The sequence below is a fragment of the Clostridium lamae genome (assembly GCF_033043255.1).
Taxonomy (GTDB): Bacteria; Bacillota; Clostridia; order Clostridiales; family Clostridiaceae; genus Clostridium; species Clostridium lamae.
The window spans coordinates 99,411-124,735 of record NZ_JASCQJ010000005.1; the positions used below are offsets into that span (position 1 = coordinate 99,411).

Genomic DNA, 25,325 nt, shown 5'->3' on the forward strand with positions numbered 1-25,325 from the left:
TATTAAATTGAAACATTAAGGAAAAATAAAAAGGATAATAGTATTTTTGGGAGGTATTTTTATGATTAATGTAAGGACAGATTTAGCTATAGAAGCTAGAGATATGTACACCAAAGAAAATAAAAGAGAGCTCGATGGAGTTATTGTAGATGAAGAACAAGAAGGCGATATAAAAATAACTACAGTAACTATTGAAAGTGATGAGGCTGGTAAAGAATTAGGAAAGCCTAAAGGTAATTATATAACAATAGATTTTCCTGAATTTACACCTTATGATGGTGAATCTATGGACAATGTTTCATTAGTTGTTGATAATGTTTTAAGTAGGCTAGTAAATATGCCAGAAGAAAAAACTGCACTAGTTGTAGGTCTAGGAAATTGGAATGTAACACCAGATTCATTAGGACCAAAGGTTACAGAAAAAATAATGGTTACTAGACATTTGAAGCAAGTTATGCCAGATGCTATAGATGATTCAGTAAGACCGGTTTGTTGTATATCACCTGGGGTACTTGGTATAACAGGTATAGAAACTGGAGAGATTATAAAATCATTAGTAGATAGAATAAAACCTGATATTGTTATATGTATAGATGCATTAGGTTCAAGAAAGCTTGAAAGAGTGAATAGAACAATACAAATTAGCGATACAGGAATATCACCTGGAGCAGGCGTAGGAAATCATAGGATGAAGATAAATGAAGAATCATTAGGAGTAAAAGTTATTGCTATTGGAGTGCCAACGGTGGTCCATGCAGCTACTATAGCAAATGATACTATAGACCTTGTATTAGATGGGCTTATAAGTAAAGCTGAAAAGGGAAAAGAATTTTATAATATGCTAAAGTCTGTTGATAAACTTGAAAAAAGCCAATTGATAAAGGAGGTATTAGATCCCTTTGTTGGTGATTTAATGGTAACACCAAAGGATGTTGATGCTGTAATTGAAGGATTAGCTAAAATAATTGCAAATGGAATTAACATGGCAGTACAACCTAATTTAGATATGGAAGATATTAATAAGTTTATGAACTAAAAAATTTTTTTAAAAATTATTAATAATTATGTAACTCTCTCAATATACTTATTAGAGGAAGGGGGAGTTGCATGTATTCATTAGGTCAAGGTTTAGCTAATAAGAAAAGAATAAAAAAAGGTAGGAAAATAGGAGCAAGCAATAACTTTAGTGTAGGGTATTTAATTATAATAGCACTCTTTGTAATATTTATTATAAGAGCAAAAAATGTTATAAATAATTATAATGATCCAGGGGGATATGCATACGTTCAGATGCTTAACTTTTCTATGCCGGTAGTTAAAACTCAAGTTTATGATGAAGGTGCATATGTAGAAAATAATCTTTCTTTAAAAAATGTTGTTTTAGAAGCTATTGGAATAAGAGGGATAAATGCGTATAACATAGTTGGTAGAGAAATAGGTCTATTTAGTAATCTATTTGGAGATTCAGCAATAGCATCATCTATAAAACAATTAACACCATTTTCATTGAAGACAGAAAGTATTGCTAGGATGACAGATGAAGAAATTGCTGAATTAAATAAGGTAAGTGCAGCGTATGACCCAAGTTTAAAGAAGACCTTAGATAATTCAAAGATTGAAGTTCTTATTTTTCATACTCATACAACAGAAAATTACTCAGAAAGAGAAAATTTAACTACGGATACTGATTTTAGTATAGTAGGAGTTGGTGAGGTATTAGCAAAAGAATTAGAAGAAGGTTATGGAATATCTGTAATTCATGATAAAACAAATCATAGTGTATCCTATAATGACAGCTATAAGAGGTCAAATGAAACTTTAAATAAGTATATGAATGAATATGGAGATTTTAAGCTAATAATAGATCTTCATAGAGATGGAGTAGATAGTGCTAAAGCCACCCAATTAAAGGATTTATACACTATCAATATGAACGAACAAAACTTAGCTAAGATTATGTTTGTTACAGGACAAAATAGTGAAAGATATGCTGCTAACAAAGCTTTAGTAGATGAACTATATAATACAGCTAATACATTATTCCCTGGAATAATTAGAGAGACTTATGAATATCCAATTGCTGCCACATCAATTAATCATAGTTTAAGTGATAACATGGTATTGCTTGAAGTTGGAGCAAATGTTAATACTGCACAAGAAGCAAAATTAAGCAGTAAATATATTGCAAGGATAATAGCAGAACATTTAAATAGATAAAACATGAATAAAAAATGGTTTTTATGAGCATCCTTTTAGATAGTAAAAATACTAGGGGGTGCTTTTTTGATTAATAAAAAAGTTGTAATTGGAACAATAATTTTCTTAATAATAGTAATATTAGGTTTTATTCAAATTAATATTATTAACACAAAAGCTTTATCACCTATAGGAAATGGTGAAGATAATTATGAATTAGTTAAGGAGGAATTTGGTAAGGATTTTGAAGAATTTATAAAAGATGATGCAGAAGTTAAAATTTATACTCCTAACGAAGAAATTGAAAATACAACTGTCAGAGTTTATAGTAAAGAATTTATAATAAATATGAATAATAAAATTACAGAAAAGTTCTATGAGTTTGGTGGATTTCTATATAATGGATTTAGTAGTATAATGGATAAAATAAGTGGTTCAAGAAATAATAATAAAGATAGTAATAATAATGAGAATAATAATAGTGATGAAGATTTAGATGCAATAATCAATGATTTCTTAGAAAATAAGAAAAATCAATGATTAGAACATATTAACAACTTCATATTTATATTGACATACAACCTAGGCGTTATGTTATAATTTAGCTTGAAAATTATAATGGGGGTGAATTGACTATTAGCTTAGTTTAGCAATAGTTTGATATATGAGTAGTAATAGACAAGAACGTATTAGAAATTTTTCTATAGTAGCCCATATAGATCATGGGAAATCAACCCTAGCTGATAGATTATTAGAAGCCACAGGAACTCTTACGCAAAGAGAAATGGAAGAGCAAATCCTTGATAATATGGAAATTGAGAGAGAAAGAGGAATAACTATTAAGTCACAAGCAGCAAGACTTGTATATAGAAGACCTGATGGAGAAGAATATATATTAAATTTAATCGATACTCCAGGACACGTAGATTTTACATATGAGGTTTCAAGAAGTTTGGCAGCATGTGAAGGAGCTATATTAGTAGTAGATGCAACTCAAGGAGTTCAAGCACAAACACTAGCAAACTGCTATTTAGCATTAAACAATGATTTAGAAATTGCACCGGTTATTAATAAGGTTGATTTACAATCTGCAAGACCTGATGAAGTTAAACAAGAAATTGAAGATATTATAGGTATAGAAGCAGAAGATGCACCATTAATTTCTGCAAAAACTGGTTTAAATATTGCAGATGTTTTAGAAACTGTAGTAGAAAAGGTTCCAGCTCCTACTGGAGATGAGGACGCTCCACTTAAAGCATTAATATTTGACTCTTATTATGATAGTTATAAGGGTGTTGTTTCTTATGTAAGAATTTTTGATGGCGTTGTAAAACCAGGAACAAAAATTAAATTAATGGCAACAAATAAAGTTTGTGAAGTAACTGAAGTTGGTGTATTTACACCTAAGGCACTACCAATTAATGAATTAAGAGCTGGAGATGTTGGATATATTGCAGCTTCAATAAAAAATGTTAGAGATGCAAGAGTTGGTGATACTATAACTGAAGCAGATAGGCCAACAGAAGAGGCACTACCAGGATATAAACCTGCTGTTCCAATGGTTTACTCAGGTATTTACCCAGTAGATGGAGCAAAATATCAAGAGCTTAAAGATGCTCTAGAAAAGCTTCAAATTAATGACGCTGCATTAAGTTTTGAACCAGAAACATCAATAGCATTAGGATTTGGATTTAGATGTGGATTCTTAGGATTATTACATATGGAAATTATCCAAGAAAGAATAGAAAGAGAATTTAATTTAGATATTATAACAACTGCACCATCAGTTATTTATAAAGTAATAAAAACTAATGGTGAAATAATTGAGCTTACAAATCCAACTAATCTTCCTGAAGCAACAGAAATAGATTATATGGAAGAACCAATAGTTAAGGCAAGTATAATAGCACCATCAGATTATGTTGGAGCTGTTATGGAGTTATGTCAAGAAAGAAGAGGAACTTTCATTGATATGCAATATTTGGAAGAAACTAGAGTTTCTATAAATTATGATATTCCATTAAATGAAATTGTTTATGACTTCTTTGATACATTAAAGTCTAGAACTAGAGGGTATGCTTCATTAGACTATGAGTTCAAGGGATATACTCAAACGGAATTAGTTAAACTTGATATTATGCTAAATGGTGATGTAGTAGATGCTTTATCTATGATAGTACCAAGAGAAAAGGCATATGAAAAGGGAAGAGGTATAGCTGAAAAGCTTAAAGAGATAATTCCAAGACAAATGTTTGAAGTTCCAATTCAAGCAGCAGTAGGATCAAAAATTATAGCTAGAGAAACAGTAAAAGCTATGAGAAAAGACGTACTTGCAAAATGTTATGGTGGAGATATTTCAAGAAAGAAAAAGCTGTTAGAAAAGCAAAAAGAAGGAAAGAAGAGAATGAGACAGGTTGGATCAGTTGAAATTCCTCAAGAAGCATTTATGGCAGTATTAAAAGTAGATAAATAATAAATTAAAAATGCTAAGTCCACTGGACTTAGCATTTTTTGATAGATAACTATAAGAGTAAGGTGGTAATATTATTAGAGTATATAAACATTTAAATGTTTATATACTTTATTATATAGAAAAAAGTATTAAGTGTTACAGTGACATTATCTTAGATAAGAGTTATTTATATACTCAAATAAACTTTTAAGATCACAACTTCTACCTATCTCTTTCAAATAATTAATAAACCTATAATCGTCTAATTCGATAAATTTAGATACTCTAGGGCTTATTCTAAAGTAGTTATTTTTCAAAAATTCCCTGCAGTACATATCTTCTAAATTAGTCATCCCATCCATTAAAAGTGCTAATAATGGAGATTTCATCTTAGCGAAAGGATGAAATGACCATTGGAGTATTCCCCACTTTTTAGTGCTCCCTGTTATTTTTTCAGGGCTATCTCCTGTTCCAATAGATAAAAGAACTATATCTTCTATTTTGTATTTTTTTAAAGATGCTAAAGTATATATAAGGGAAATTGCAGTAGGAGAATTGGCAACTACACCTCCATCTATATAATTCTTATATGATGGGAAATATGTAGGTGCAGCCGTACTAGCTAATATAGCATCTATTGCAGTAACATAACTTGTACTATTCTCTGATAAATTGTTAAAGAATACAGGTTGCCAAGAGGTAGTATTTGTATCTCCTAGATAAAATGCTGGAATAAAAATGAATTTTTTAAAGTCATTTATTTTAAAATTCTCATCGAAATAATCTGAAAGTATATTTTTTAAAGCTGTGTTACTATATTTGGGTTTTATAAAATTAAGTTTAGAGTTAGAAAAAACATCTTTTGATAAAACGCTAGAATATAATTTTTTTAAGGTAGCAATAGGAACACCTTTTGCAAGAAGAGCTGCTATTATGGAACCTGTTGAAGTACCTGTAAAAAGATCGATATCGTATAAGAAGTGTGGGTACTTATCAACTATTCTACTGAGAATTTCAATACTTAAAGCACCTTTAATTCCACCTCCATCAAATGAAAGTATTTTAAACTTTTTCATTATTATTACCCCTAAATAATTACTTATATATGATATTCAAAAAAATTTTTATTGACATAAATATAAAGGTAATTAATTCATAAATTTAAAAATATATTTAAATGTAAAGTAAATATGAAGAGGTGGATTTAATGTTAGAGGTAAATAGTAGGGATTTAAAAAAGAAAGGAAAAGTCTTAAGAAATCAAGGGATAATTACAGGAACATTAAAAAGAAAAAGTGGCAATATACTCAATATTCAGATGCTTGGTAATAACTTGGATACATTAATATCTAGAAGTGGGTTGAACATAGTTTTACAAATTAATTTTGGAGGAGAAATAATATCTACAAAAATAGATAGAGTACAAAGAGATGTTTTATTTCATAACATTATAAATGTAGATTTATTAGAAGCATAAAAATGAGATAAATGTTATATTCGTTGCGACCTCGCATTCGCTCCAAGTCGCAGGCATATAATATTTATCTCCTTCTAAACTGAAGGTAATAATTCCTCATTTCATTCAGAATTATAAAAGCTATTAACAGGGAATGTTTTCAGAACTAATCTAAAGAAAAAAATGGAGTTATTGTGATTAAGTGTATCTATTAATTTTACCGTGACTTGGAGTCAATCTGAGGTTATAAGTAAAATTACATAGATACACCTTTTTATTTATAGAAAAGCTTACCTTTCTATTTTTTATTCTTTCTGTATAATAAGGATAAGAGAATTTATTAAAGAAAGAGTTGATAATATGGATAAGAAAAAAGAATTGTCTCTTTATATACATATACCATTTTGTAAACAGAAATGTTTTTATTGTGATTTTCCTTCTTATGCATCTATAGATTACTTAAGGGAAGATTATGTAGATGCTTTATGCAAAGAAATAGAAGATAAGGCTAGTAAATATATTATAAAAAGTATATTTATTGGTGGAGGAACACCATCTTACTTAGAAACCAAAGAAATAGTTAAACTTTTAAAATCTATAAATAAGCTTAACCTTACTGAAAATATGGAGTTTACAATGGAATGTAATCCAGGTGCCTTGGAAGAGGAGAAGTTAAAAGCTATACTAAATGGTGGAGTAAATAGAATTAGTATGGGACTTCAGGCCGTTCAAAATTCATTGTTAAAGGACATTGGAAGAATTCATAGCTATAAGCAGTTTGAGGAAAACTTTAATTTGGCAAGAAAAGTAGGCTTTAAAAATATAAATGTAGACTTAATGTTTGGTCTTCCAAATCAAAAGGTTGATGAATGGAAGGAATCTTTAGAAGTAATTGCTAGACTAAATCCAGAGCATATTTCTGCATATAGCTTAATTATTGAAGAAGGAACAGCTTTTTATAAGCTTTGGGAAAAAGATAAGCTGATTTTACCTTCTGAAGATGAAGAAAGAACTATGTATGAGATAACTAAGGGAATATTAACTAAATACGGATATCATCAATATGAGATATCTAATTATTCTAAAGAAGGATTTGAATGTTATCACAACAAAGTTTATTGGAAATCTGATGAATATTTAGGTCTTGGATCTGCATCTACATCTTTTATAGATGGTAAAAGAATTAAAAATATAGAGAATGTAAAAGAATATATAGATAAAATTAATTCTGGAGAAGAAGTAATAGAGGAGACAACTATAAATACTTTAGAGGATAGTATGGAAGAGTTTGTCTTTATGGGGTTAAGAATTCTTAGTGGAATAAGCGTAAGTGAGTTTAAGGAGAGATTTGGGGTAAATATTGAAAGTATATATAAAGAAGTTATTGATAAAAATATAAATAAAAAATTACTGGTATTAGAAAATGATAAATTAAGATTAACTGAAAAAGGAGTAGAGTTATCTAACTCAGTAATGAGTGATTTTATATTATCTTAAATCGGATAGAAATATTAAGATATATTTAGAAAAATAAAGAAAATAAAGAATAATTTAATAAATTAAAACGAGATTATTTATTTTGTAAATAAATGAAATTGACAAAAAACTTAATAAGGAATATATTGATATTGTAGTCATTAGCACTCGATGATATTGAGTGCTAACAGATAGAGGTGATAATATGGCTATTGATGAAAGAAAAATAAAAATACTACAAGCTATCATTAATGACTATATCATAACTGGGGAACCAGTAGGCTCAAGAACAATAGCTAAGAGATATGACTTAGGAGTCGGGTCAGCTACAATTAGAAATGAAATGGCTGATTTGGAGGAAATGGGTTATTTAGAGCAACCTCACACTTCAGCAGGTAGAGTACCTTCCAATAAAGGTTATAGATTATATGTAGATGAATTAATGGGTACTGGAAGGCTAACTAAGGATGAAGAATTAAAAATTAAAGAATATTTAATTAATTCTGCAATGTATGAGGTAGATAAGATAGTAAAAGAAGCTTGTTCACTTCTTTCAGAACTAACAAATTTAACTACAGTAGTACAGACTCCTTCAGTAAGAAGTAGTTATATTAAATCAATTCAATTACTTCCGATTGATAATTATAATTTGGTTTCAGTTATAGTTGCAGATAGCGGTGTTATTAAAAATCATAGAATAAGAGTAAATAACATGCCAGAGCCTGAGACTATTCAAATGATAAATAATGCTTTAAATGTTAGACTTAGAAACCTAACTATTGAAGAAATTAATTTAGAAGTAATAAATAATCTTAAGCATGAACTTAAAGGTTTTGATGAAGTATTTAATGGTCTTCTACCAGCTTTATATGAAACTTTAAAGGAGTCTAATAATACAGAAGTATTCGTTCAAGGTGCAACTAATATATTTAATTATCCTGAGTACAATAATATTGAAAAGGCAAAGGAGATATTATCTTTAATAAATGATAGAGATAATCTATTAGATTTAATTGAACCTGGTACTGATATTACTATTAAAATTGGAGAAGAGAATTTCTTCCCAGAAGCAAAAGATTGCTCTATTATATCAGCTGAATATTCTGTAGATGGTAGACCTATTGGAAAGATTGGATTAATTGGACCAAAGAGAATAAATTATTCGAAGGTTGTAGCAATTATGAATGAAGTTATGAAAGAACTTAACAAAAGTTTAAAAAATCAAATTATAGAATAAGAGATGAGGTGTTTTTGTGGAGGATATAAAGGAGAGATTAGATAACCAAGTTGATTCAGAAGAAACTATTGAGGTTACTAATGAAATTGAAACTGAGATAATTGATGAATCAAATTCAGATATCGAATCAGATTCAGTAAATTCTTCAGACGATATGGCAGAGGGCTCTTCAGATGATATAGTTGAAGAAAATAATGATAAGGAAAATGAATTAAATATTATGCGTAAGTTAAAAGATGAAAATAAGAAATTAACAAATGAAGTAGATGCTTTAAAAGAAAGATTACTTAGATTAACAGCAGAATATGATAATTATAGAAAAAGAACTTCTAAAGAAAAAGAAGGTATATATACAGATGCTTGTACAGACGTTTTAAAAGAAATGGTACCAGTACTTGATAACTTGGAAAGAGCGATTTCTGTAGAAGGTAGTGTTGAAGATATTAAAAAAGGAATAGAAATGACTATTAAGGGTTTTAAAACATCTTTTGAAAAATTAGGTGTAGAAGAAATAGATGCTGATGGTGAATTCGATCCAAATTATCACCAAGCAGTAATGCATATACAAGATGAAAATCTTGGAGCAAATTCAATAGCAGAAGTATTCCAAAAGGGATATAAAAGAGGCGATAAAGTAATTAGATATACCGTTGTAAAGGTAGCTAATTAAATTTAAGACATATTACAAAACTTTTATATAGAAGATATATTTAGGAGGAAAATAAATTATGGGAAAAATAATAGGAATTGACTTAGGAACAACTAACTCATGTGTAGCTGTTATGGAAGGTGGAGAACCAGTTGTAATCAGTAACTCAGAAGGTGCTAGAACTACTCCATCAGTAGTTTCATTCCAAGCGAATGGAGAAAGATTAGTAGGACAAATCGCAAAAAGACAAGCGATTACTAATCCAGATAAGACAGTAATCTCAATTAAGAGACACATGGGAACAAATTACAAGGTTAATATAGATGGAAAAGATCATTCACCACAAGAAATATCAGCAATGATACTTCAAAAAATTAAAGCAGATGCTGAAAGCTATTTAGGAGAAAGTGTAACTCAAGCAGTTATAACAGTTCCTGCATATTTTAATGACTCTGAAAGACAAGCAACTAAAGATGCTGGTAGAATAGCTGGGTTAGAAGTTTTAAGAATAATAAACGAACCAACAGCAGCTGCATTAGCATATGGATTAGATAAAATGGACACTAACCAAAAGATATTCGTTTATGACTTAGGTGGTGGTACATTTGACGTATCTATCCTAGAACTTGGTGATGGTGTATTCGAAGTTTTATCAACAAATGGAGACACTAAACTTGGTGGAGATGACTTTGACCAAAGAATTATGGACTTTATAGCAGAAACATTTAAGGCTGAAAATGGTATAGATTTAAGAAATGATAAGATGGCACTTCAAAGATTAAAAGAAGCTGCTGAAAAAGCAAAGATTGAATTATCTTCATCAATGCAAACAAACATAAACTTACCATTTATAACAGCAGATGCAACAGGTCCAAAGCATATAGATATGAATTTAACTAGAGCTAAATTTAATGAAATTACTCATGACTTAGTTGATAGATCAATACAACCAATGAAGAAAGCATTATCAGATGCAAATCTTTCATTAAGCGATATAGATAAGGTAATATTAGTTGGAGGATCTACAAGAATTCCAGCAGTAGTAGATGCTGTTAAGAACTTTACTGGAAAAGAACCTTCAAAGGGAATTAACCCAGATGAATGTGTAGCAATAGGTGCTGCTATACAAGCAGGTGTATTAACTGGAGAAGTTAAGGATGTATTATTATTAGATGTTACTCCATTAACATTAGGAATTGAAACATTAGGTGGAGTTGCTACACCACTTATTGAAAGAAATACTACAATTCCTACTAAGAAGAGTCAAACATTCTCAACTGCAGCAGATGGTCAAACATCAGTTGAAATTCACGTAGTTCAAGGTGAAAGACAAATGGCAGCTGATAATAAGACATTAGGAAGATTTACTCTATCTGGAATAGCTCCAGCACCAAGAGGAATTCCTCAAATCGAAGTTACATTTGATATAGATGCAAATGGATTAGTTAAAGTATCAGCTTTAGATAAGGCAACTAATAAAGAAGCTAATATCACTATTACAGCATCAACTAACTTAAGTGATGAAGAAGTTGAAAAGGCAGTAAAAGAAGCAGAAAAATTTGCTGAAGAAGATAAGAAGAGAAAAGAAAAAATAGAAGTTAAGAACAATGCTGATCAAGTGTCATACCAAACAGCTAAGGCTTTAGAAGAATTAGGTGATAAGGTATCAGCAGATGATAAGGCTAAAGTTCAAACTAAATTAGATGAATTAAACAAAGTAAAAGATGGAGAAGATCTTGATGCTATAAAGAATGCTATGGAAGAATTAAATAAAGAATTCTATGCAATATCATCTAAGATGTATGCAGATGCTAATCCAAATGGAGCAGAAGGTGCAGGTTTCGATCCAAACAACATGGGAGGAGCAGGAACAAATAGTGCTCCACATGATGACAATGTAGTAGATGCGGATTTTGAAGTAAAAGACGATAAATAGTTGTAACCTATTAATCTAGTATATATAATATATGAGGGAAGGCAAAAGTCGTCTTCCCTTTTATAAAGTTTAAAAAATGGTGGTGAAAATAGATGGCAAATAAGGACTATTATGCAGCCCTTGGACTTGAAAAAGGAGCTTCAGATGAAGAAATAAAAAAGGCCTTTAGAAAGTTAGCTATAAAGTATCATCCTGATAAAAACCAAGGTGATAAGGAAGCTGAAAATAAATTTAAAGAAATAAATGAAGCATATCAAGTACTTTCAGATCCAGATAAGAAAGCAAAATATGATATGTATGGAACAGTTGACTTTGATGGTAGTGGTTTTGGAGCTGGTGGATTTGGCGGCTTTGATTTTTCTGATATTGGAGGATTTGGTGATATATTTGAAAGCTTCTTCGGCGGCGGAGGCGGCGGAAGAAGAAGAAATGGTCCTCAAAGAGGTTCTGATTTAGAATATACTATTAATTTAACTTTTGAAGAAGCTGTTTTTGGTGTTGAAAAAGAAATATCAATAGATAGAAGTGAATCTTGTGAAACTTGTAAGGGAAGTGGAGCAAAGGCAGGTACATCTAAGAAAACATGTCCAACATGTAATGGTCAAGGGCAAGTAAGAGTACAAAGACAAACTCCTTTAGGAAGTTTTGTAAGCACTTCAACTTGTAATACTTGTGGTGGAAGTGGAACAGTCATAGAAGAGCCATGTACATCTTGTCATGGAAGAGGTCATGTAAGAAAGACTAGAAAAATTAAGGTTAATATACCAGCAGGTGTTGATACTGGAAATGTTATGCCTTTAAGAGGACAAGGAAATCATGGAACTAATGATGGCCCTCCAGGAGATTTATACGTAAGAATTAATGTAGCCCCTTCAAAGAAGTTTGTAAGAAAAGGAAATGATATATATATAGATACTCATATTTCTATGGGTAAAGCCGCTTTAGGAACAGAAATAACTGTTGCTACTGTAGACGGAGATGTTAAATATACCATTCCAGCAGGAACTCAATCAGGCACATTATTTAGATTAAAAGGAAAAGGAATACCTAGAGTAAACTCATCAGGTAGAGGCGATCAATACGTAAAAGTTATAGTAGATATTCCTAAGAATTTAAATGAGAAACAAAAAGATGCTTTAAAGGCCTTCATGGAAGCGTGTGGAGAAAATGTTGGTGAAGGAACACCACAAAAAAAAGGCTTAAAAGATTTATTTAGAAAAGAGAATTAGCGTATGCTAATTCTCTTTTTTGTATAATCATAGATTAATTGTATTTTTGATTAATAATAAACTACTGTGTGTAAACTACATAATAAAATAAAAAAAACATAATAATAATAGTAATGATAATAGGTGATTCTTATTGTTATTATATGAAAATCAAATAAATAGTTAGCTTTTTTAATGTTATTATTTACAGTAGCAGAAATTAGTTAAGAGGTGGCAAAATGGAAAATTTAAAAGAAGTTCTATATGGAGAGATTGAAGGATTTAGAGAAAAAGGTCATAAATTTGTTAATGGTGAAATGAACTTAATGCAGTTTAAACATGACTCTGGAGGTTTTGGGGTTTATGCTCATAAGGGTGGAAAGGAATTTATGATAAGACTTAGAATTCCTTCAGGGATAATGAGAATAAGTGAAATGTTAAAAGTGTATGATTTTGCAGAAAGATATGGATTAGAAAAGATTCATTTTACAACTCGTCAAGCAATTCAACTACACGGATTAAGTATAGATGAAATTTGTGATTTGATGAAGGAAGCTTTAGATAATGACATATATACTAGAGGTGCAGGTGGAGATTATCCTAGAAATGTAGCTATGTCTCCATTATCGGGAGTAGATTCTAAAGAGGCTTTTGATGTTACTCCGTATGCAGTTGCAATAGGAAATTATTTTTTAGAAAGAATTTATACATATAAGCTACCAAGAAAACTTAAAGTTTCAGTTTCAAGTGGAGAAGAAGATGCTGCACATTGTACAGTTCAGGACTTAGGTTTCGTAGCAGTAAATAAAGATGGAAAAGAATATTTTGAAATTTATTTAGGTGGGGGATTAGGACAAAATCCTAAGATGTCAGTAAAATATCAAGATCTAATTGAGCCTAAAGACATTCTATACTATGTAGAAGGTATGGTTAGGATGTTTATTGCTGAAGGTGATTATGAGAATAGAAATAGGGCGCGTATAAGATATATATTAGACAGAATGGGAGAAAAAGACTTCTTAGATTGTTATGGAAAACATGTAAATGAAGTTATGAAAGAAGAAAAACTAGATATAACTGTAGAGCCTAAAGTTTATAATAAAGAAGGAACAGAAATTGAACTAAAGAATTCAAGATTATTCAAACAAAAACAAAAGGGTCTTTACACAGTTTATCTACATCCGATTGGCGGGCAATTGCCAATTAAAGATTTAAAATTAATTATAGATTTAATAAGCAAATTTGAAGATGTTGAGATTAGATTAGCTATGTCTGAAGGTATCTATTTTAGAAATTTAAATGGAAATGAAGCAGAAAAATTATTAGATTTGACTGAAAGTATGGGGGCTAAGACTAAATTTGAACAAAGTATATCTTGTATAGGAATTCCAATTTGTCAAATAGGATTATGTAATAGCCAAGGAACTTTGAATGCGGTTATAGATTATTTTAAAGAAAAAAATTATAGACTAGACATCTTACCTAAAATGCATTTTTCAGGTTGTCAAAACTCTTGTGGAGTTCATCAAATAAGTGCTATAGGCTTTACTGGAAAGAAAAAAAGAGTTGGAGATAAGGTGGATGAATGCTTTACTTTATTTATCGGTGGAGCTTATGGTGTTGGTGATACTAGACTTGGAGTGGAGTATGGAGATCTTCCAGCATCAATTATTCCAGAATTCTTACTTGAACTTGCTAAGAATGTAGAAAATGCTAATTTAGAATTTATCAATTATGTATCTGATAAGGAAGATGAATTTAGAGAATTAGTTAATAAATACGCAGTATAATTCATTTAATATGTTATCCTAAGTTCAAAAGATGTATTTTAGAAGTAATCAATATTTGCAAATAATAGTTATTAGATTTATAATAGATATATAAAATATGGTTATTTTAGAAAAAATTAAAATATAAAATTAATTTAGGAGGAAGATAAATGAAAATGGTAAAGTTTCAAGGAGCACCAATTACATTAGAAGGAAGTGTACTATCAGTAGGAGATAAGTTACCAAACTTTAAAGTTACTACAAACGACTTAGGAGATTTCACTGAAAAAGATTCAAAGGGAGTTAGAGTATTTTTAACAGTCCCATCAATAGATACACCAGTTTGTGATATGGAAGTTAAAACTTTCAATGAAAAAATTGATGAATTAGAAGGGGTAACTTGTTATACTGTTTCAATGGATTTACCTTTTGCTCAAAGTAGATGGTGTGCATTAGAAGGTGTAGAGAAGGTTAAGACTCTTTCAGATTATAAAGATAGAAGTTTTGCACAAGCTACAGGAACATATGCAAAAGAACTTGGATTATTAACAAGAGCATCTTTTGTAGTTGATTCAAATGATAATGTAACTTTCGTTGAGTATTTAGATGAAATAACAGATCAACCAAGTTATGATAAGATTTTAGATGCAGCTAAGTTAGCAAAATAATATGTTGATTTAGAGTCATATTTTTATGTAAATTAATAACAGTATTTAAGACGCTAAGAAATTAGCGTCTTATTTTAGTTTGGAATTATTTAAAAAAAGATATTAGAATAAACTTTTTAAGTTAATACCTAGACAGAAAGTTAACATAAGTGTAAAATATTAAATTAGTCAAATATCTTTGAAAGGACTGATTTTAATGGAAGGAACATGGATTGAAGTTAGAGTTATAACTAAAAGTGAAGCTCTAGAACCAGTTTCAGGAATTTTTTATGGATTAGATTGCAAGGGAGTTGCAATTGAAGATCCAAATGACATATTAGATAGAGAGCAAGGACCACTAACTTGGGATTTTGCAGATATAAATGTATTAGAACATAAAGGTGAAGTAGCTGTAGTTAAAGCTTATTTCTCTGAGGAAGATAATATAAATGAAGTATTAGAATATATTAATGAAAAAATGAATGAACTTAAAGACCTTGGAATAGACACAGGACTAGCAAAGGTTGAAAGTGAAAAAATGTACGAAGAAGATTGGGCGAATAATTGGAAAAAATACTATAAACCTACTAAAATTGGAGAAAGAATAGTAGTAAAGCCTATTTGGGAAGAATATGAAGCAAAGGGCGATGAATTAATATTAGAACTTGATCCAGGGATGGCCTTTGGTACAGGAACTCATGAAACAACAAGAATGTGTATTCAAGCTTTAGATAAATATGTAAAAGAAGATACTACTGTTTTTGATGTTGGATGTGGGTCAGGTATTCTTGCAATTGCAGCAGCTAAGTTAGGAGCAAAAATGGCTGTAGGGGTAGATTTAGATCCAGTTGCTGTTGAATCTGCAAAAGAAAATGTAGAATTTAATAAATTAGATAATATACAAATCTTATATGGTAACTTAGTAGAAGTAATAGATGGAAAAGCAGATGTAGTGGTTGCTAATATAATTGCTGAAGTAATTTGTATATTAACAGAAGATGTGAAGAGAGTATTAAAGGAAGAGGGATATTTTATAACTTCTGGAATTATTCACGATAGGGTAGATATGGTTACGAGTAAGCTACAAGAAACAGGATTTGAAGTAGTAGAAATAAACAAAGATGGGGAATGGAACTGTATAGTTGCCAAATTAAAATAGTTTTAAGGAGATTGTTCGATGCATAAATTTTTTACTCCTAAAGAAAATTTTATAGAAAGTACAGCAAAAATTTTAGGTGATGATGTAAAACATTTATATAAAGTGTTAAGGCTAAATGAAGGGGATAAAATAGTCTTAAATAATTGTGATGGAGATGAGTTTTTAGCAGAGATAAGAACTATTACAAAGCAAGAGGTAATAGTTAATATAGAAGAAAAACTTGAAATAAATAATGAAAGTGATGTTAAGATATATTTATTTCAGGGGTTACCAAAGGCTCAAAAGATGGACTTAATAGTTCAAAAAGGAACAGAACTAGGTATAACTGAATTTATACCTACTTTGACAGAAAGAGTAGATATAAAACTAAAGGGTGATTTTAAAAAGCTAGATAGACTTAATAGAATAGCTTTAGAAGCTGCAAAACAAAGCAAAAGAACTATTATACCTAAGGTTTCTGAACCTATTTCTTTCGAAGAAGCTTTAATGAAAATGAAGTCTTTAGATTTGGTTGTAGTTCCTTATGAAAATGCAGAAAACTTTGGAATAAAAACATTATTTAATGATAAAAGTATTGATACATCTAAAATAAAAACAGTTGGAATATTAGTTGGTCCAGAAGGTGGATTTGAATTAAACGAAATAGATATACTAAAAGAAAATGGTGCTTATATAGTAACTTTAGGAAGTAGAATTCTTAGAACTGAAACAGCAGGTTTCGTTGCTACTTCTTTAGTTCAATATGAGCTTGGAGATTTAGGAGGAAATTAATGATGAAAGTTGCATTTTCTACTCTAGGATGTAGAGTTAACGTATATGAATCAGAAGCTATGGCTGAAAAGTTTATAAGAGAAGGATATGAAGTTGTAGAGGCTAGTGAAAAAGCAGATGTATATGTAATAAATACATGTACAGTTACTAATATGGGAGACAAGAAGTCTAGACAAATAATAAGTAGAGCTAGAAGATTAAATGAAAATGCTGTAATTGCTGTTGTTGGATGTTATTCTCAAATAGCGCCAAAAGAAGTTTCAGATATCCCTGGTGTTGATGTAGTTTTAGGGACAAGAAACAAGGGCGATGTAGTTTACTATGTAAATAAAGCAAGAGAAGAAGGTAAATCACAAGTTCATGTAGAAGGTGTTCTTAAAAATAAAAAGTTTGAAGAACTTAATATTGAAGAATATCAAGATAAAACTAGAGCTTTCTTAAAAATTCAAGATGGGTGTAATAGATTTTGTACTTATTGTATAATTCCTTACTCAAGAGGATCAGTATGCTCAAAGGATCCTAATAAGGTAATAGAAGAAGTTAATAAATTAGCTGAACATGGATTTAAAGAAATTATATTATCTGGAATTCATACAGCATCATATGGATTAGATTTAGAAGGCAATGTGAATCTTATAAATATTATTGAAGAAATAGAAAAAGTAGAAGGCATAGAAAGAATCAGAATAGGTTCTATAGAACCTGCATTCTTTACTCCAGAAGTAATAGAAAAGATTAAAGGCTTTAAAAAACTTTGCCCTCACTTCCATTTATCATTACAAAGTGGATGTGATGCAACACTTAAAAGAATGAATAGAAGATATACTGCAGAAGAGTATGCAGCAAGCGTTGAATTATTAAGAGAGACATTACCGGATGTTTCTATTACTACAGATGTAATAGTAGGCTTCCCAGGGGAGACAGAAGAAGAGTTCAATGAAACGTATGAATTTTTAAAGAAAATTAAACTTACTAAAACTCATGTATTCAAATATAGTCCAAGAAAAGGAACTAAAGCTGCTGATATGGGCGATCAAATAGATGGTAGCATCAAAGAAAAGAGAAGTAAGCTTTTAATTGAATTAAGCAATAAAAATGAAAAAGAATTTATAGAAAAGTACATTGGAAAAGAAATGGATGTTTTAGTAGAAACTGAGCTTAAATCACAGCCAGGAGTATATGAAGGATATACAAGAAACTATATTAAAGTTCATGTACCTTGCACATGTGCCGATGTAACTGGTAAAATAGTAGATATAGAGATAGAAAAAGCAGAAAATGAATATGGAATAGCAAAACTGTTATAGAATGAATAATGCGTAATGCGTAATGCATAATAAAGGAAATAATTCGGCAGAAGCTGAATTATGAAAAATTTTAAGAAACTCAGCCGTGCTGAGTTTCAACAACAATTATCAATTATCCATTATGCATTATAAATTAGTTTGAAGGGTGGTGATTTTATGAGTTGTATTTTTTGTAAAATAGTAAACGGAGAGATTCCTAGCAAAAAAATATATGAAGATGATAAAGTACTAGCATTTCATGATATTAGCCCAGCGGCTCCTGTTCATTTTTTAGTAATTCCTAAGGAACATATTGCAAGCGTGAATGAATTAAACGAAAAAAATGCTGATGTTATTTCACACATATTCTTAGTTATTAATAAGATAGTAAGAGAATTAAACATTGCAGAAACAGGCTATAGAGTGGTTAATAACTGCGGAAAAGATGGCGGTCAAACGGTAGATCATATGCATTTCCATGTATTAGGTCAAAGGGATTTAAAATGGCCACCAGGCTAAATTGTTTCTATCAAATAGTTGACTTTAGGGGTTAACTATTGTATAATATAGCGTGTGTTATTAAGCCCGTAGCTGAGTTAAATTAATTAATTTGAGCTAGCGGAGGGAGGGATAATAGATGTCAGAAATAAAAGTTGGAGAAAACGAAACACTTGAAAGTGCATTAAGAAGATTCAAGAGAAAATGTGCTAGAGCAGGAGTTCTTTCAGAAGTTAGAAAGAGAGAACACTATGAAAAGCCAAGCGTGAAAAGAAAGAAAAAATCAGAAGCTGCTAGAAAGAGAAAATTCAAGTAGAATAATTTTGATTTAAATTTCAATGTAACTTAATTAATTAAGTAAGCTATTATTGGAGGCTATATTTATCCAATAAGTCTAAGTGTATTATTTAATACATTAAGGTTGAGGACTATAGTTTATATGTTTATCAAAAAAAGTGTAAGAATGTTTATACTTGAATTGAGGGAATAAATGAGATTGTATTTATACAAATCTTGTTATAGTACCTTCCTCAGCAGTAAATAAAAGAATAATAAAATTATTAAAGAAACGGCTACACCATAAGTGGTTAATAACATTTGTAACTTTATAAGATTAATATTAGCTGATAAATAAAAGCAAAAGGAATTTATTCCTTTTGCTTTTTGCTTTTTATAAGTAATTTTCTATATATTTTTATCATAAAGTACTATGAGTGAAAATATAAGGAGAGAAAAATATGAAGGATAAGATTGAAAAAGGTAGAGAGCTATTAACGGAAAAATTCGATTTTCCAAAGGATGTAATTTTGAATCTTCCGAAGATAACTATTATAGGAAATGATGAAATTACTATAGAGAATCATAAGGGCATTATATTGTTTGAAAGAAATATAATTAAGATAAATACTAAGGTTAAAATTATCAATATTGAGGGAGAAAATTTTGAAATATTGTATATTGGAGATTCGACTATAACAATAAGCGGAAAATTCAAATCAATTAGTTACGAGGTGTAGTATGGCGACTGGGGTTTTTGAAAGTGGTAGAGTCATAGTTGAAATTAACATATTAAGACCTGAAAGACTTTTAAACATATTATGGAGTGAAAATATCAATATTATTAATGTGAAAAGAATTGATGTAGCAACAATTAGGATAACGATAGATTATGAAGATTATGATAATCTAATAACTACAGTTAGAAAACTGAATGGAAAACATAAAATAATAGGTAGTAAAGGAACTCTATTTCTTATAGGAAAATTAAAAGGTAAGTTTTTCTTAGCTATAGGGGGAGGACTATTTGTTGTTTTACTTTTATATTTCTCAACATTTGTATGGAGTGTAGAAATTACAACGAGACAAAATGTATCTCCATATGAAATAAGACAACAACTTTATTCAATTGGAGTTAAGCCGGGAATAAGTAAGGAAATGATAGATTTTAAAGAGATAGAGAAAAAATTAGAAAACATGAACTCTGATATATTATGGCTTAGAGCGAGAGTTGAGGGGTCAACATTAAAGATAGTTATTGAGGAAAAAGTAAATCCTCCAGAAATAAAGGAAAAAGAATATGGTAATTTAGTTGCAAAGATGGATGGAGAAGTAAGTAGGGTTTATACATTTTCAGGAAGGGCATCAGTCCATCCAGGGGACTATGTACACGCGGGAGATATAGTAATACAAGGAATAAATGGGAAGGAAGAAGAACCTTATGAGGTTACTCCAGATGGAGTAATAATGGCAAATACATTTTACGAAAAGAGTATGCTTGCAAATGTTAGTGGTACTGAGGTTAAAAGAAGTGGAGAAAAAGATAGCGACATTTACTTATCTTTCTTTGGGAAAAAAATTTATCTTAAAAAAGCTATAAAAGGCTTTGTTGAATATGATAAAATAGAGGAAAGTGGAAAGTTAGTTACAAAAGTAAATTATTATGAAAAAAAAGAATTTCCAATAGAGTTATCAAAAGAAGAGATAATAAATAATTCCGTAAAAGCATTAGAAGAATCTCTTTATAACAACTTAACAAGAGAAGCAAAAATTGTTGATAGAATAGTTACTACAAAAGAAGATTCAAATGAAGGGTTAATAGTAAATGTAGTTTTTATAGTAGAACAAAATATTGTTAACAACGAACCAATTGATTATTAAACTATGTGGTTAAAGGAGGATAAACTTGTTATTAAAGAAGGATAAGAAAAAAGATGAGAAGAAAGACACGAGAGGATATAAAAGAGTTCTTATATATGCAACGGTATTTTTAATTACTTATGTAATTTTATTAACTACTATTTCACCCAAAAAGCATAACTTAGAAGTTGGAGATATAGCAACTGTAGATATTAAAGCACCGATAGATACTGTAGATGAAATAGCAACACAAGAAAAAATAGAAGAAGCTATTGCCAAAGCAAAGGGAGATATGCAGTACACCGTAAAAAGTGAAGTTAAAACTCAGGCGGTTGATAATATAACTAAATTATTTAATAAGGTAGCAACTGAAGTTGCTTCAAATAAAGATAGCAAGGAAAAGCTTACAGAAATAAAAAAGGTTGATGAATTTAGGCTTACAGATGAAGAATATAATATATTATTATCTATAGAAACTTCAAAGGTGTCAGATATTCAAAGTAAAACATTAGAGGCTTTAGATATGGCCTATAAAAATAATATAGAAGAAAATGATTATGAGGCTTTGCAAAAGGCCAAGGATTTAGCAAGTCAAGCACTTATTAGCTATAATTTAGAGAGAAGCTTAGAAGATACATTGAAGAGTATAGTATATTCTCAAATAAAAGCAAATCTTTTTATTGATACTGAAAAGATGGAAGAAAATATAAAGGAAGCGCAAAAAAATGTTCAGAAGGAAATAATAAAAAAGAATCAAATTATAGTTAAAGAAGGAGAACCTATAACTGAAAGGCAAATAGAGTTATTAAATGAACTAGGATTGTTAAATACGGGCATAACAAGAAGTTATGTATTATCCCTTATATCATTAGCGGTACTAATTGCTTTAGTGTTATTCCTAGAATATACTTATCTATATAGGGAAAGAATGGATATATTTAAGAGTAATAAGCTAATAATATTAATAAGTAGTATAAATATTATTAGCCTCATGCTGTCTTTAGGTTTAAATATAATATCACCTTATTTAATACCAAGTATATGTGGAGCAATTTTAATGACTGTACTTATAGATTATAGGGTATCACTAGTTATTAATTTAATGAACTTAGTATTTGTTTCAATAGTTGTTAGCTTTGATCCAGCTGTTATTGTTTTATCGATGATAGGTGTTGTTTTAGGATCAATAGCAGTCAAAAAGGTTCAACAAAGAAATGATATTATTTATTCAACTATATATATTACTGCTGTGTTAGCTATTTTAGTTATGTCTGTAGGAATGATTTTATCTAATAATTTAATGGAAAATCTTATTCAAGTATTGTATACTTCTGTAGGAGTAATAATATCAGGAATATTATCCGTAGGGCTCCTACCATTTTATGAATCAATTTTTGATGTGGTAACTAATATAAAGTTATTAGAATTATCAAATCCAAATCAACCACTTATGAAAAAACTTTTAATGGAGGCTCCTGGCACATATCATCATAGTATGATGGTGGCTAATTTAGCAGAAGCAGCAACTGAGGCAGTTGGGGGAAATCCAGTATTAGCAAGGGTTGGAGCTTATTATCATGATATTGGAAAAACTAAAAGACCATATTTCTTTGGAGAAAATCAATTAGGAAAAGAGAATCCTCATGATAGGATTACTCCAAACTTAAGTACATTAATTATTTTATCTCACACTAAAGATGGAATAGAAATGGCTAAAGAGCATAATATACCTAAGATTATTCAAGATATAATAGTACAACATCATGGGACAACTTTAGTTAAATATTTTTATTATAAGGTTAAGAATTCTGCTGAAAATCCTGATGATGTTAAAGAAGAGGACTTTAGATATTCAGGACCAATTCCAGATACTAAAGAATCTGGAATATTAATGCTTGCAGATAGTGTTGAGGCATCAGTAAGATCAATCCCTGAGCCAACTAAGGATAAAATTGAGAATATGGTAAACAATATAATAAATGATAAGATAAGTACTAATCAGTTAATCAATTGTGATTTGACTTTAAAAGATATAGAAATAATAAGAAAAAGCTTTTTAAAAACTTTAGATGGAATATATCATCATAGAGTAGAATATCCAACTGAAAAAAAGTAAAGAATTATACTTTATAAGAGTTTATATAGGAGGGTATTAACCCTCCTATAATTATGTATAAGACTAATTATAATAAAGGAGTAAAATATGTTATATACTGAAAATAAACAAGATAAAATAGAAGTAACTGAGGAGTTTATAAATAAGGTTTCAAAGGTTTGTGATTTTGCCTTAAAAGAAGAAGGCGTAGATATTGATTATCAAATATCATTACTATTTGTTGATAATAATGAAATAAGAGAAATAAATAATGAAACTAGAGGAATAGATAGAGAAACAGATGTACTATCATTTCCTATGTTAGATTTTGAAGAAAATAAGGTTTATAAAGATATGTATTTAGACTTTGATTTTGATGAGACATTTAAGGATGGAGATGAATTAATACTTGGTGATATGGTTTTATCTTTAGAAAAAGCTTTAGAGCAAAGTGAAGAGTATGGGCACTCATATGAGAGAGAAGTTAGTTATTTAATAGTTCATTCAATTTTACATTTACTTGGTTATGATCATATGATAGACGAAGATAAAAATAAAATGAGAAAAAGAGAGGAAGAAATATTAAATAAATTAGATATTAGGAGATAATACTATATCAAGGGGGAAGTTTATGAAGATTAAAAAGTTGGTGGAAAGCTTTAACTATGCTATAGAAGGTATTATTCAAACTGTTAGAACTCAAAGGAATATGAAGATACATTTATTTGCAGCTTTATGTGTCCTTGTTGCATGCTTTGTAATAGATATATCAAAATTGGAGTTTCTTATATTAGCAATTACAATAACTATGGTATTGGCTGCCGAAGTAATAAACACTGCTATAGAGGTGACTATAGATATGTCTACAAATCACTATCATCCATTAGCAAAAATAGCTAAAAATGCAGCTGCAGGAGCTGTATTAATTACAGCAATAAATGCTTTAGTAGTGGGGTATATTATATTTTGGGATAAGATTTCTTTAATTTCATATGATGTTATTCATAAAATGAAACAATCAGAACCTTATATGGTATTAATCGCGTTAGTAGTTGTTGTTATAGTAACATTAATAGTAAAGTCTATTTTTGGAGAAGGAACTCCATTGAGAGGTGGAATGCCTAGTGGTCATAGTGCCTTATCATTCTCAATAGCAACTGCAATTTCTTTAGTAACGGAACAACCTATATGTATAATGCTTAGTTATTTAATGGCATTAATCACAGCTCAAAGTAGAGTGGATTCAGATACTCATTCAATTTTTGAAGTGATTGTAGGAGCTTTATTTGGTACTTTATTAACATTATTTATATTTGTTATTTTTAAAATTTAATTTTTATAAATTGATGATAAATTTATGTAAGAATGCTATAATTTATTAAAGAAAATTTATAAAATAGTTATTTTTAAATATCCCAAGTAAGAAATACTTATATTGGGCTAAAACTAGGAGGAAAAATGTTTAAATCAGGATTTGTAACGATAGTTGGTAGACCTAATGTTGGGAAATCGACTCTATTAAATGAGATAATGGGAGAAAAGCTTTCTATAGTATCAAACAAGCCTCAAACAACTAGAAATAATATACAAACAATATTAACTGGTGAGGATCATCAAATTGTATTCGTTGATACTCCAGGAATTCATAAACCTAAGCATAAATTAGGTGAATATATGGTTAATTCAGCAAAGGATTCAATTAAGGAAGTTGATCTTGTATTATTTTTAATAAACCCTGAGGAAGAAATAGGAAGAGGGGATAAATTTATAATTGAGACCTTAAAAACTCAGAAGGCACCAATATTTTTAGTAGTAAATAAGATAGATGAATTCACTCAAGAAAGAGTGGCAAAAACTCTTCAAATGTATTCACAAGAAATGGAGTTTAAAGAGATAATTCCAATATCAGCTTTAAAAGGTAAAAATGTAGATAGATTAGTTGAATTAATGATAGAAGCTATGCCGGAAGGACCTAAATACTATCCGGATGATATGATAACTGATGTTCAAGAAAGATTTGTAGTATCAGAGATAATTAGAGAAAAGGCTTTAAGAACATTAAGAGAAGAAATACCTCATGGTATAGCAGTAGATATAATTCAAATGAAACAAAGTCCTAGTGGTACATGGCATATTGAAGTAGATATGCTTTGCGAAAAAGATTCACACAAAGGAATCATAATAGGAAAAAATGGGCAGTCTCTAAAGAAAATAGGAGAAACTGCAAGATATGAAATAGAAAGATTCTTAAATGCGAAAGTTAATCTTAAGATATGGGTAAAGGTTAGAAAAGAGTGGAGAGATAATCAAGCCCTATTAAAGGAGCTAGGATACAAGAAGGTAAAGAAATAAGG

General features: G+C 29.7%; 25 protein-coding genes. 24 read left to right on the plus strand and 1 reads right to left on the minus strand.

The genetic code is table 11. From position 1 onward, the window contains the following. Positions 1-61 precede the first annotated feature (61 nt). From gpr to lepA, 4 genes are all read left to right on the plus strand, one after another. Positions 62-1,036 carry a GPR endopeptidase gene (gene gpr, locus QK892_RS04495; RefSeq protein ID WP_317272338.1) on the plus strand — a complete coding sequence of 325 codons (975 nt, stop codon included), beginning with the start codon at positions 62-64 and terminating at the stop codon, positions 1,034-1,036. 71 nt (positions 1,037-1,107) lie between these two features. After that, entirely contained in the window at positions 1,108-2,217 is a 1,110-nt protein-coding gene (locus tag QK892_RS04500) for a stage II sporulation protein P (protein WP_317272339.1), read from the plus strand. 66 nt (positions 2,218-2,283) lie between these two features. Then, positions 2,284-2,736: a hypothetical protein gene (locus QK892_RS04505; RefSeq protein WP_317272340.1), complete on the plus strand. Its 453-nt coding sequence runs from the start codon at positions 2,284-2,286 to the stop codon at positions 2,734-2,736. Positions 2,737-2,860: 124 nt separating this feature from the next. Further along, complete coding sequence (gene lepA / locus QK892_RS04510; protein ID WP_317272341.1) at positions 2,861-4,669, plus strand: translation elongation factor 4; 1,809 nt, start codon at positions 2,861-2,863, stop codon at positions 4,667-4,669. Positions 4,670-4,815: 146 nt separating this feature from the next. On the opposite strand, the gene QK892_RS04515 is transcribed toward lepA, so the two are convergent. Continuing rightward, positions 4,816-5,724: a patatin-like phospholipase family protein gene (locus QK892_RS04515; protein WP_317272342.1), complete on the minus strand. Its 909-nt coding sequence runs from the start codon at positions 5,722-5,724 to the stop codon at positions 4,816-4,818. Positions 5,725-5,855: 131 nt separating this feature from the next. Between QK892_RS04515 and QK892_RS04520 the strand changes: the two genes are divergently transcribed. From QK892_RS04520 to era, 20 genes are all read left to right on the plus strand, one after another. After that, on the plus strand, positions 5,856-6,125 hold the full coding sequence (locus tag QK892_RS04520) for a hypothetical protein (RefSeq protein ID WP_317272343.1): 270 nt from the start codon (positions 5,856-5,858) through the stop codon (positions 6,123-6,125). Positions 6,126-6,464: 339 nt separating this feature from the next. Then, positions 6,465-7,601, plus strand: coding sequence for a radical SAM family heme chaperone HemW (hemW, locus tag QK892_RS04525; protein WP_317272344.1), 1,137 nt, complete (start codon positions 6,465-6,467; stop codon positions 7,599-7,601). A gap of 184 nt (positions 7,602-7,785) precedes the next feature. Beyond that, positions 7,786-8,817, plus strand: coding sequence for a heat-inducible transcriptional repressor HrcA (gene hrcA, locus QK892_RS04530; RefSeq protein ID WP_317272345.1), 1,032 nt, complete (start codon positions 7,786-7,788; stop codon positions 8,815-8,817). 16 nt (positions 8,818-8,833) lie between these two features. Beyond that, entirely contained in the window at positions 8,834-9,487 is a 654-nt protein-coding gene (gene grpE / locus QK892_RS04535; protein WP_394855002.1) for a nucleotide exchange factor GrpE, read from the plus strand. Between the two features lie 58 nt (positions 9,488-9,545). Next, positions 9,546-11,402 (plus strand): molecular chaperone DnaK, encoded by a 1,857-nt coding sequence (gene dnaK, locus QK892_RS04540; protein ID WP_317272346.1) that lies wholly within the window; start codon positions 9,546-9,548, stop codon positions 11,400-11,402. 92 nt (positions 11,403-11,494) lie between these two features. After that, positions 11,495-12,631, plus strand: a complete 1,137-nt coding sequence (dnaJ, locus tag QK892_RS04545; protein WP_317272347.1) for a molecular chaperone DnaJ — start codon at positions 11,495-11,497, stop codon at positions 12,629-12,631. A 218-nt stretch (positions 12,632-12,849) separates the two neighbouring features. Further along, on the plus strand, positions 12,850-14,400 hold the full coding sequence (locus QK892_RS04550; RefSeq protein ID WP_317272348.1) for a nitrite/sulfite reductase: 1,551 nt from the start codon (positions 12,850-12,852) through the stop codon (positions 14,398-14,400). A 149-nt stretch (positions 14,401-14,549) separates the two neighbouring features. Further along, positions 14,550-15,047 (plus strand): thiol peroxidase, encoded by a 498-nt coding sequence (gene tpx / locus QK892_RS04555; RefSeq protein ID WP_317272349.1) that lies wholly within the window; start codon positions 14,550-14,552, stop codon positions 15,045-15,047. 196 nt (positions 15,048-15,243) lie between these two features. Beyond that, entirely contained in the window at positions 15,244-16,185 is a 942-nt protein-coding gene (gene prmA, locus QK892_RS04560; RefSeq protein WP_317272350.1) for a 50S ribosomal protein L11 methyltransferase, read from the plus strand. 18 nt (positions 16,186-16,203) lie between these two features. Further along, a complete protein-coding gene (locus QK892_RS04565) occupies positions 16,204-16,956 on the plus strand; it encodes an RsmE family RNA methyltransferase (RefSeq protein WP_317272351.1) in 753 nt (250 codons plus the stop codon). Between the two features lie 2 nt (positions 16,957-16,958). Continuing rightward, positions 16,959-18,263, plus strand: coding sequence for a tRNA (N(6)-L-threonylcarbamoyladenosine(37)-C(2))-methylthiotransferase MtaB (mtaB, locus tag QK892_RS04570; protein ID WP_317272387.1), 1,305 nt, complete (start codon positions 16,959-16,961; stop codon positions 18,261-18,263). 60 nt (positions 18,264-18,323) lie between these two features. Next, positions 18,324-18,395: a bacteriocin-like protein gene (locus tag QK892_RS18480; protein WP_410745877.1), complete on the plus strand. Its 72-nt coding sequence runs from the start codon at positions 18,324-18,326 to the stop codon at positions 18,393-18,395. 24 nt (positions 18,396-18,419) lie between these two features. After that, positions 18,420-18,761 carry a histidine triad nucleotide-binding protein gene (locus QK892_RS04575; RefSeq protein WP_317272352.1) on the plus strand — a complete coding sequence of 114 codons (342 nt, stop codon included), beginning with the start codon at positions 18,420-18,422 and terminating at the stop codon, positions 18,759-18,761. Between the two features lie 118 nt (positions 18,762-18,879). Beyond that, positions 18,880-19,056 carry a 30S ribosomal protein S21 gene (gene rpsU, locus QK892_RS04580; RefSeq protein ID WP_003441547.1) on the plus strand — a complete coding sequence of 59 codons (177 nt, stop codon included), beginning with the start codon at positions 18,880-18,882 and terminating at the stop codon, positions 19,054-19,056. 421 nt (positions 19,057-19,477) lie between these two features. Continuing rightward, positions 19,478-19,756 (plus strand): sporulation protein YqfC, encoded by a 279-nt coding sequence (gene yqfC, locus QK892_RS04585; RefSeq protein WP_317272353.1) that lies wholly within the window; start codon positions 19,478-19,480, stop codon positions 19,754-19,756. A 1-nt stretch (position 19,757) separates the two neighbouring features. Further along, positions 19,758-20,897, plus strand: a complete 1,140-nt coding sequence (gene yqfD / locus QK892_RS04590; protein WP_317272354.1) for a sporulation protein YqfD — start codon at positions 19,758-19,760, stop codon at positions 20,895-20,897. A 25-nt stretch (positions 20,898-20,922) separates the two neighbouring features. Further along, on the plus strand, positions 20,923-22,992 hold the full coding sequence (locus QK892_RS04595; RefSeq protein WP_317272355.1) for an HD family phosphohydrolase: 2,070 nt from the start codon (positions 20,923-20,925) through the stop codon (positions 22,990-22,992). 87 nt (positions 22,993-23,079) lie between these two features. Next, positions 23,080-23,580 (plus strand): rRNA maturation RNase YbeY, encoded by a 501-nt coding sequence (gene ybeY / locus QK892_RS04600; protein WP_317272356.1) that lies wholly within the window; start codon positions 23,080-23,082, stop codon positions 23,578-23,580. Between the two features lie 22 nt (positions 23,581-23,602). Continuing rightward, the gene (locus QK892_RS04605) at positions 23,603-24,304 is read left to right on the plus strand and encodes a diacylglycerol kinase (protein WP_317272357.1); all 702 of its coding nucleotides are present in this window, start codon (positions 23,603-23,605) and stop codon (positions 24,302-24,304) included. A gap of 125 nt (positions 24,305-24,429) precedes the next feature. Continuing rightward, positions 24,430-25,323 (plus strand): GTPase Era, encoded by an 894-nt coding sequence (era, locus tag QK892_RS04610; protein WP_317272358.1) that lies wholly within the window; start codon positions 24,430-24,432, stop codon positions 25,321-25,323. Positions 25,324-25,325: the final 2 nt, after the last annotated feature.

Coding starts and splice junctions, on each gene's coding strand:
- gpr (WP_317272338.1), top strand. CDS start 62: ATGATTAATGTAAGGACAGATTTAGCTATAGAAGCTAGAGATATGTAC.
- QK892_RS04500 (WP_317272339.1), top strand. CDS start 1,108: ATGTATTCATTAGGTCAAGGTTTAGCTAATAAGAAAAGAATAAAAAAA.
- lepA (WP_317272341.1), top strand. CDS start 2,861: ATGAGTAGTAATAGACAAGAACGTATTAGAAATTTTTCTATAGTAGCC.
- QK892_RS04515 (WP_317272342.1), bottom strand. CDS start 5,724: ATGAAAAAGTTTAAAATACTTTCATTTGATGGAGGTGGAATTAAAGGT.
- QK892_RS04520 (WP_317272343.1), top strand. CDS start 5,856: ATGTTAGAGGTAAATAGTAGGGATTTAAAAAAGAAAGGAAAAGTCTTA.
- hemW (WP_317272344.1), top strand. CDS start 6,465: ATGGATAAGAAAAAAGAATTGTCTCTTTATATACATATACCATTTTGT.
- hrcA (WP_317272345.1), top strand. CDS start 7,786: ATGGCTATTGATGAAAGAAAAATAAAAATACTACAAGCTATCATTAAT.
- dnaK (WP_317272346.1), top strand. CDS start 9,546: ATGGGAAAAATAATAGGAATTGACTTAGGAACAACTAACTCATGTGTA.
- dnaJ (WP_317272347.1), top strand. CDS start 11,495: ATGGCAAATAAGGACTATTATGCAGCCCTTGGACTTGAAAAAGGAGCT.
- QK892_RS04550 (WP_317272348.1), top strand. CDS start 12,850: ATGGAAAATTTAAAAGAAGTTCTATATGGAGAGATTGAAGGATTTAGA.
- tpx (WP_317272349.1), top strand. CDS start 14,550: ATGAAAATGGTAAAGTTTCAAGGAGCACCAATTACATTAGAAGGAAGT.
- prmA (WP_317272350.1), top strand. CDS start 15,244: ATGGAAGGAACATGGATTGAAGTTAGAGTTATAACTAAAAGTGAAGCT.
- QK892_RS04565 (WP_317272351.1), top strand. CDS start 16,204: ATGCATAAATTTTTTACTCCTAAAGAAAATTTTATAGAAAGTACAGCA.
- mtaB (WP_317272387.1), top strand. CDS start 16,959: ATGAAAGTTGCATTTTCTACTCTAGGATGTAGAGTTAACGTATATGAA.
- QK892_RS04575 (WP_317272352.1), top strand. CDS start 18,420: ATGAGTTGTATTTTTTGTAAAATAGTAAACGGAGAGATTCCTAGCAAA.
- rpsU (WP_003441547.1), top strand. CDS start 18,880: ATGTCAGAAATAAAAGTTGGAGAAAACGAAACACTTGAAAGTGCATTA.
- yqfC (WP_317272353.1), top strand. CDS start 19,478: ATGAAGGATAAGATTGAAAAAGGTAGAGAGCTATTAACGGAAAAATTC.
- yqfD (WP_317272354.1), top strand. CDS start 19,758: ATGGCGACTGGGGTTTTTGAAAGTGGTAGAGTCATAGTTGAAATTAAC.
- ybeY (WP_317272356.1), top strand. CDS start 23,080: ATGTTATATACTGAAAATAAACAAGATAAAATAGAAGTAACTGAGGAG.
- QK892_RS04605 (WP_317272357.1), top strand. CDS start 23,603: ATGAAGATTAAAAAGTTGGTGGAAAGCTTTAACTATGCTATAGAAGGT.
- era (WP_317272358.1), top strand. CDS start 24,430: ATGTTTAAATCAGGATTTGTAACGATAGTTGGTAGACCTAATGTTGGG.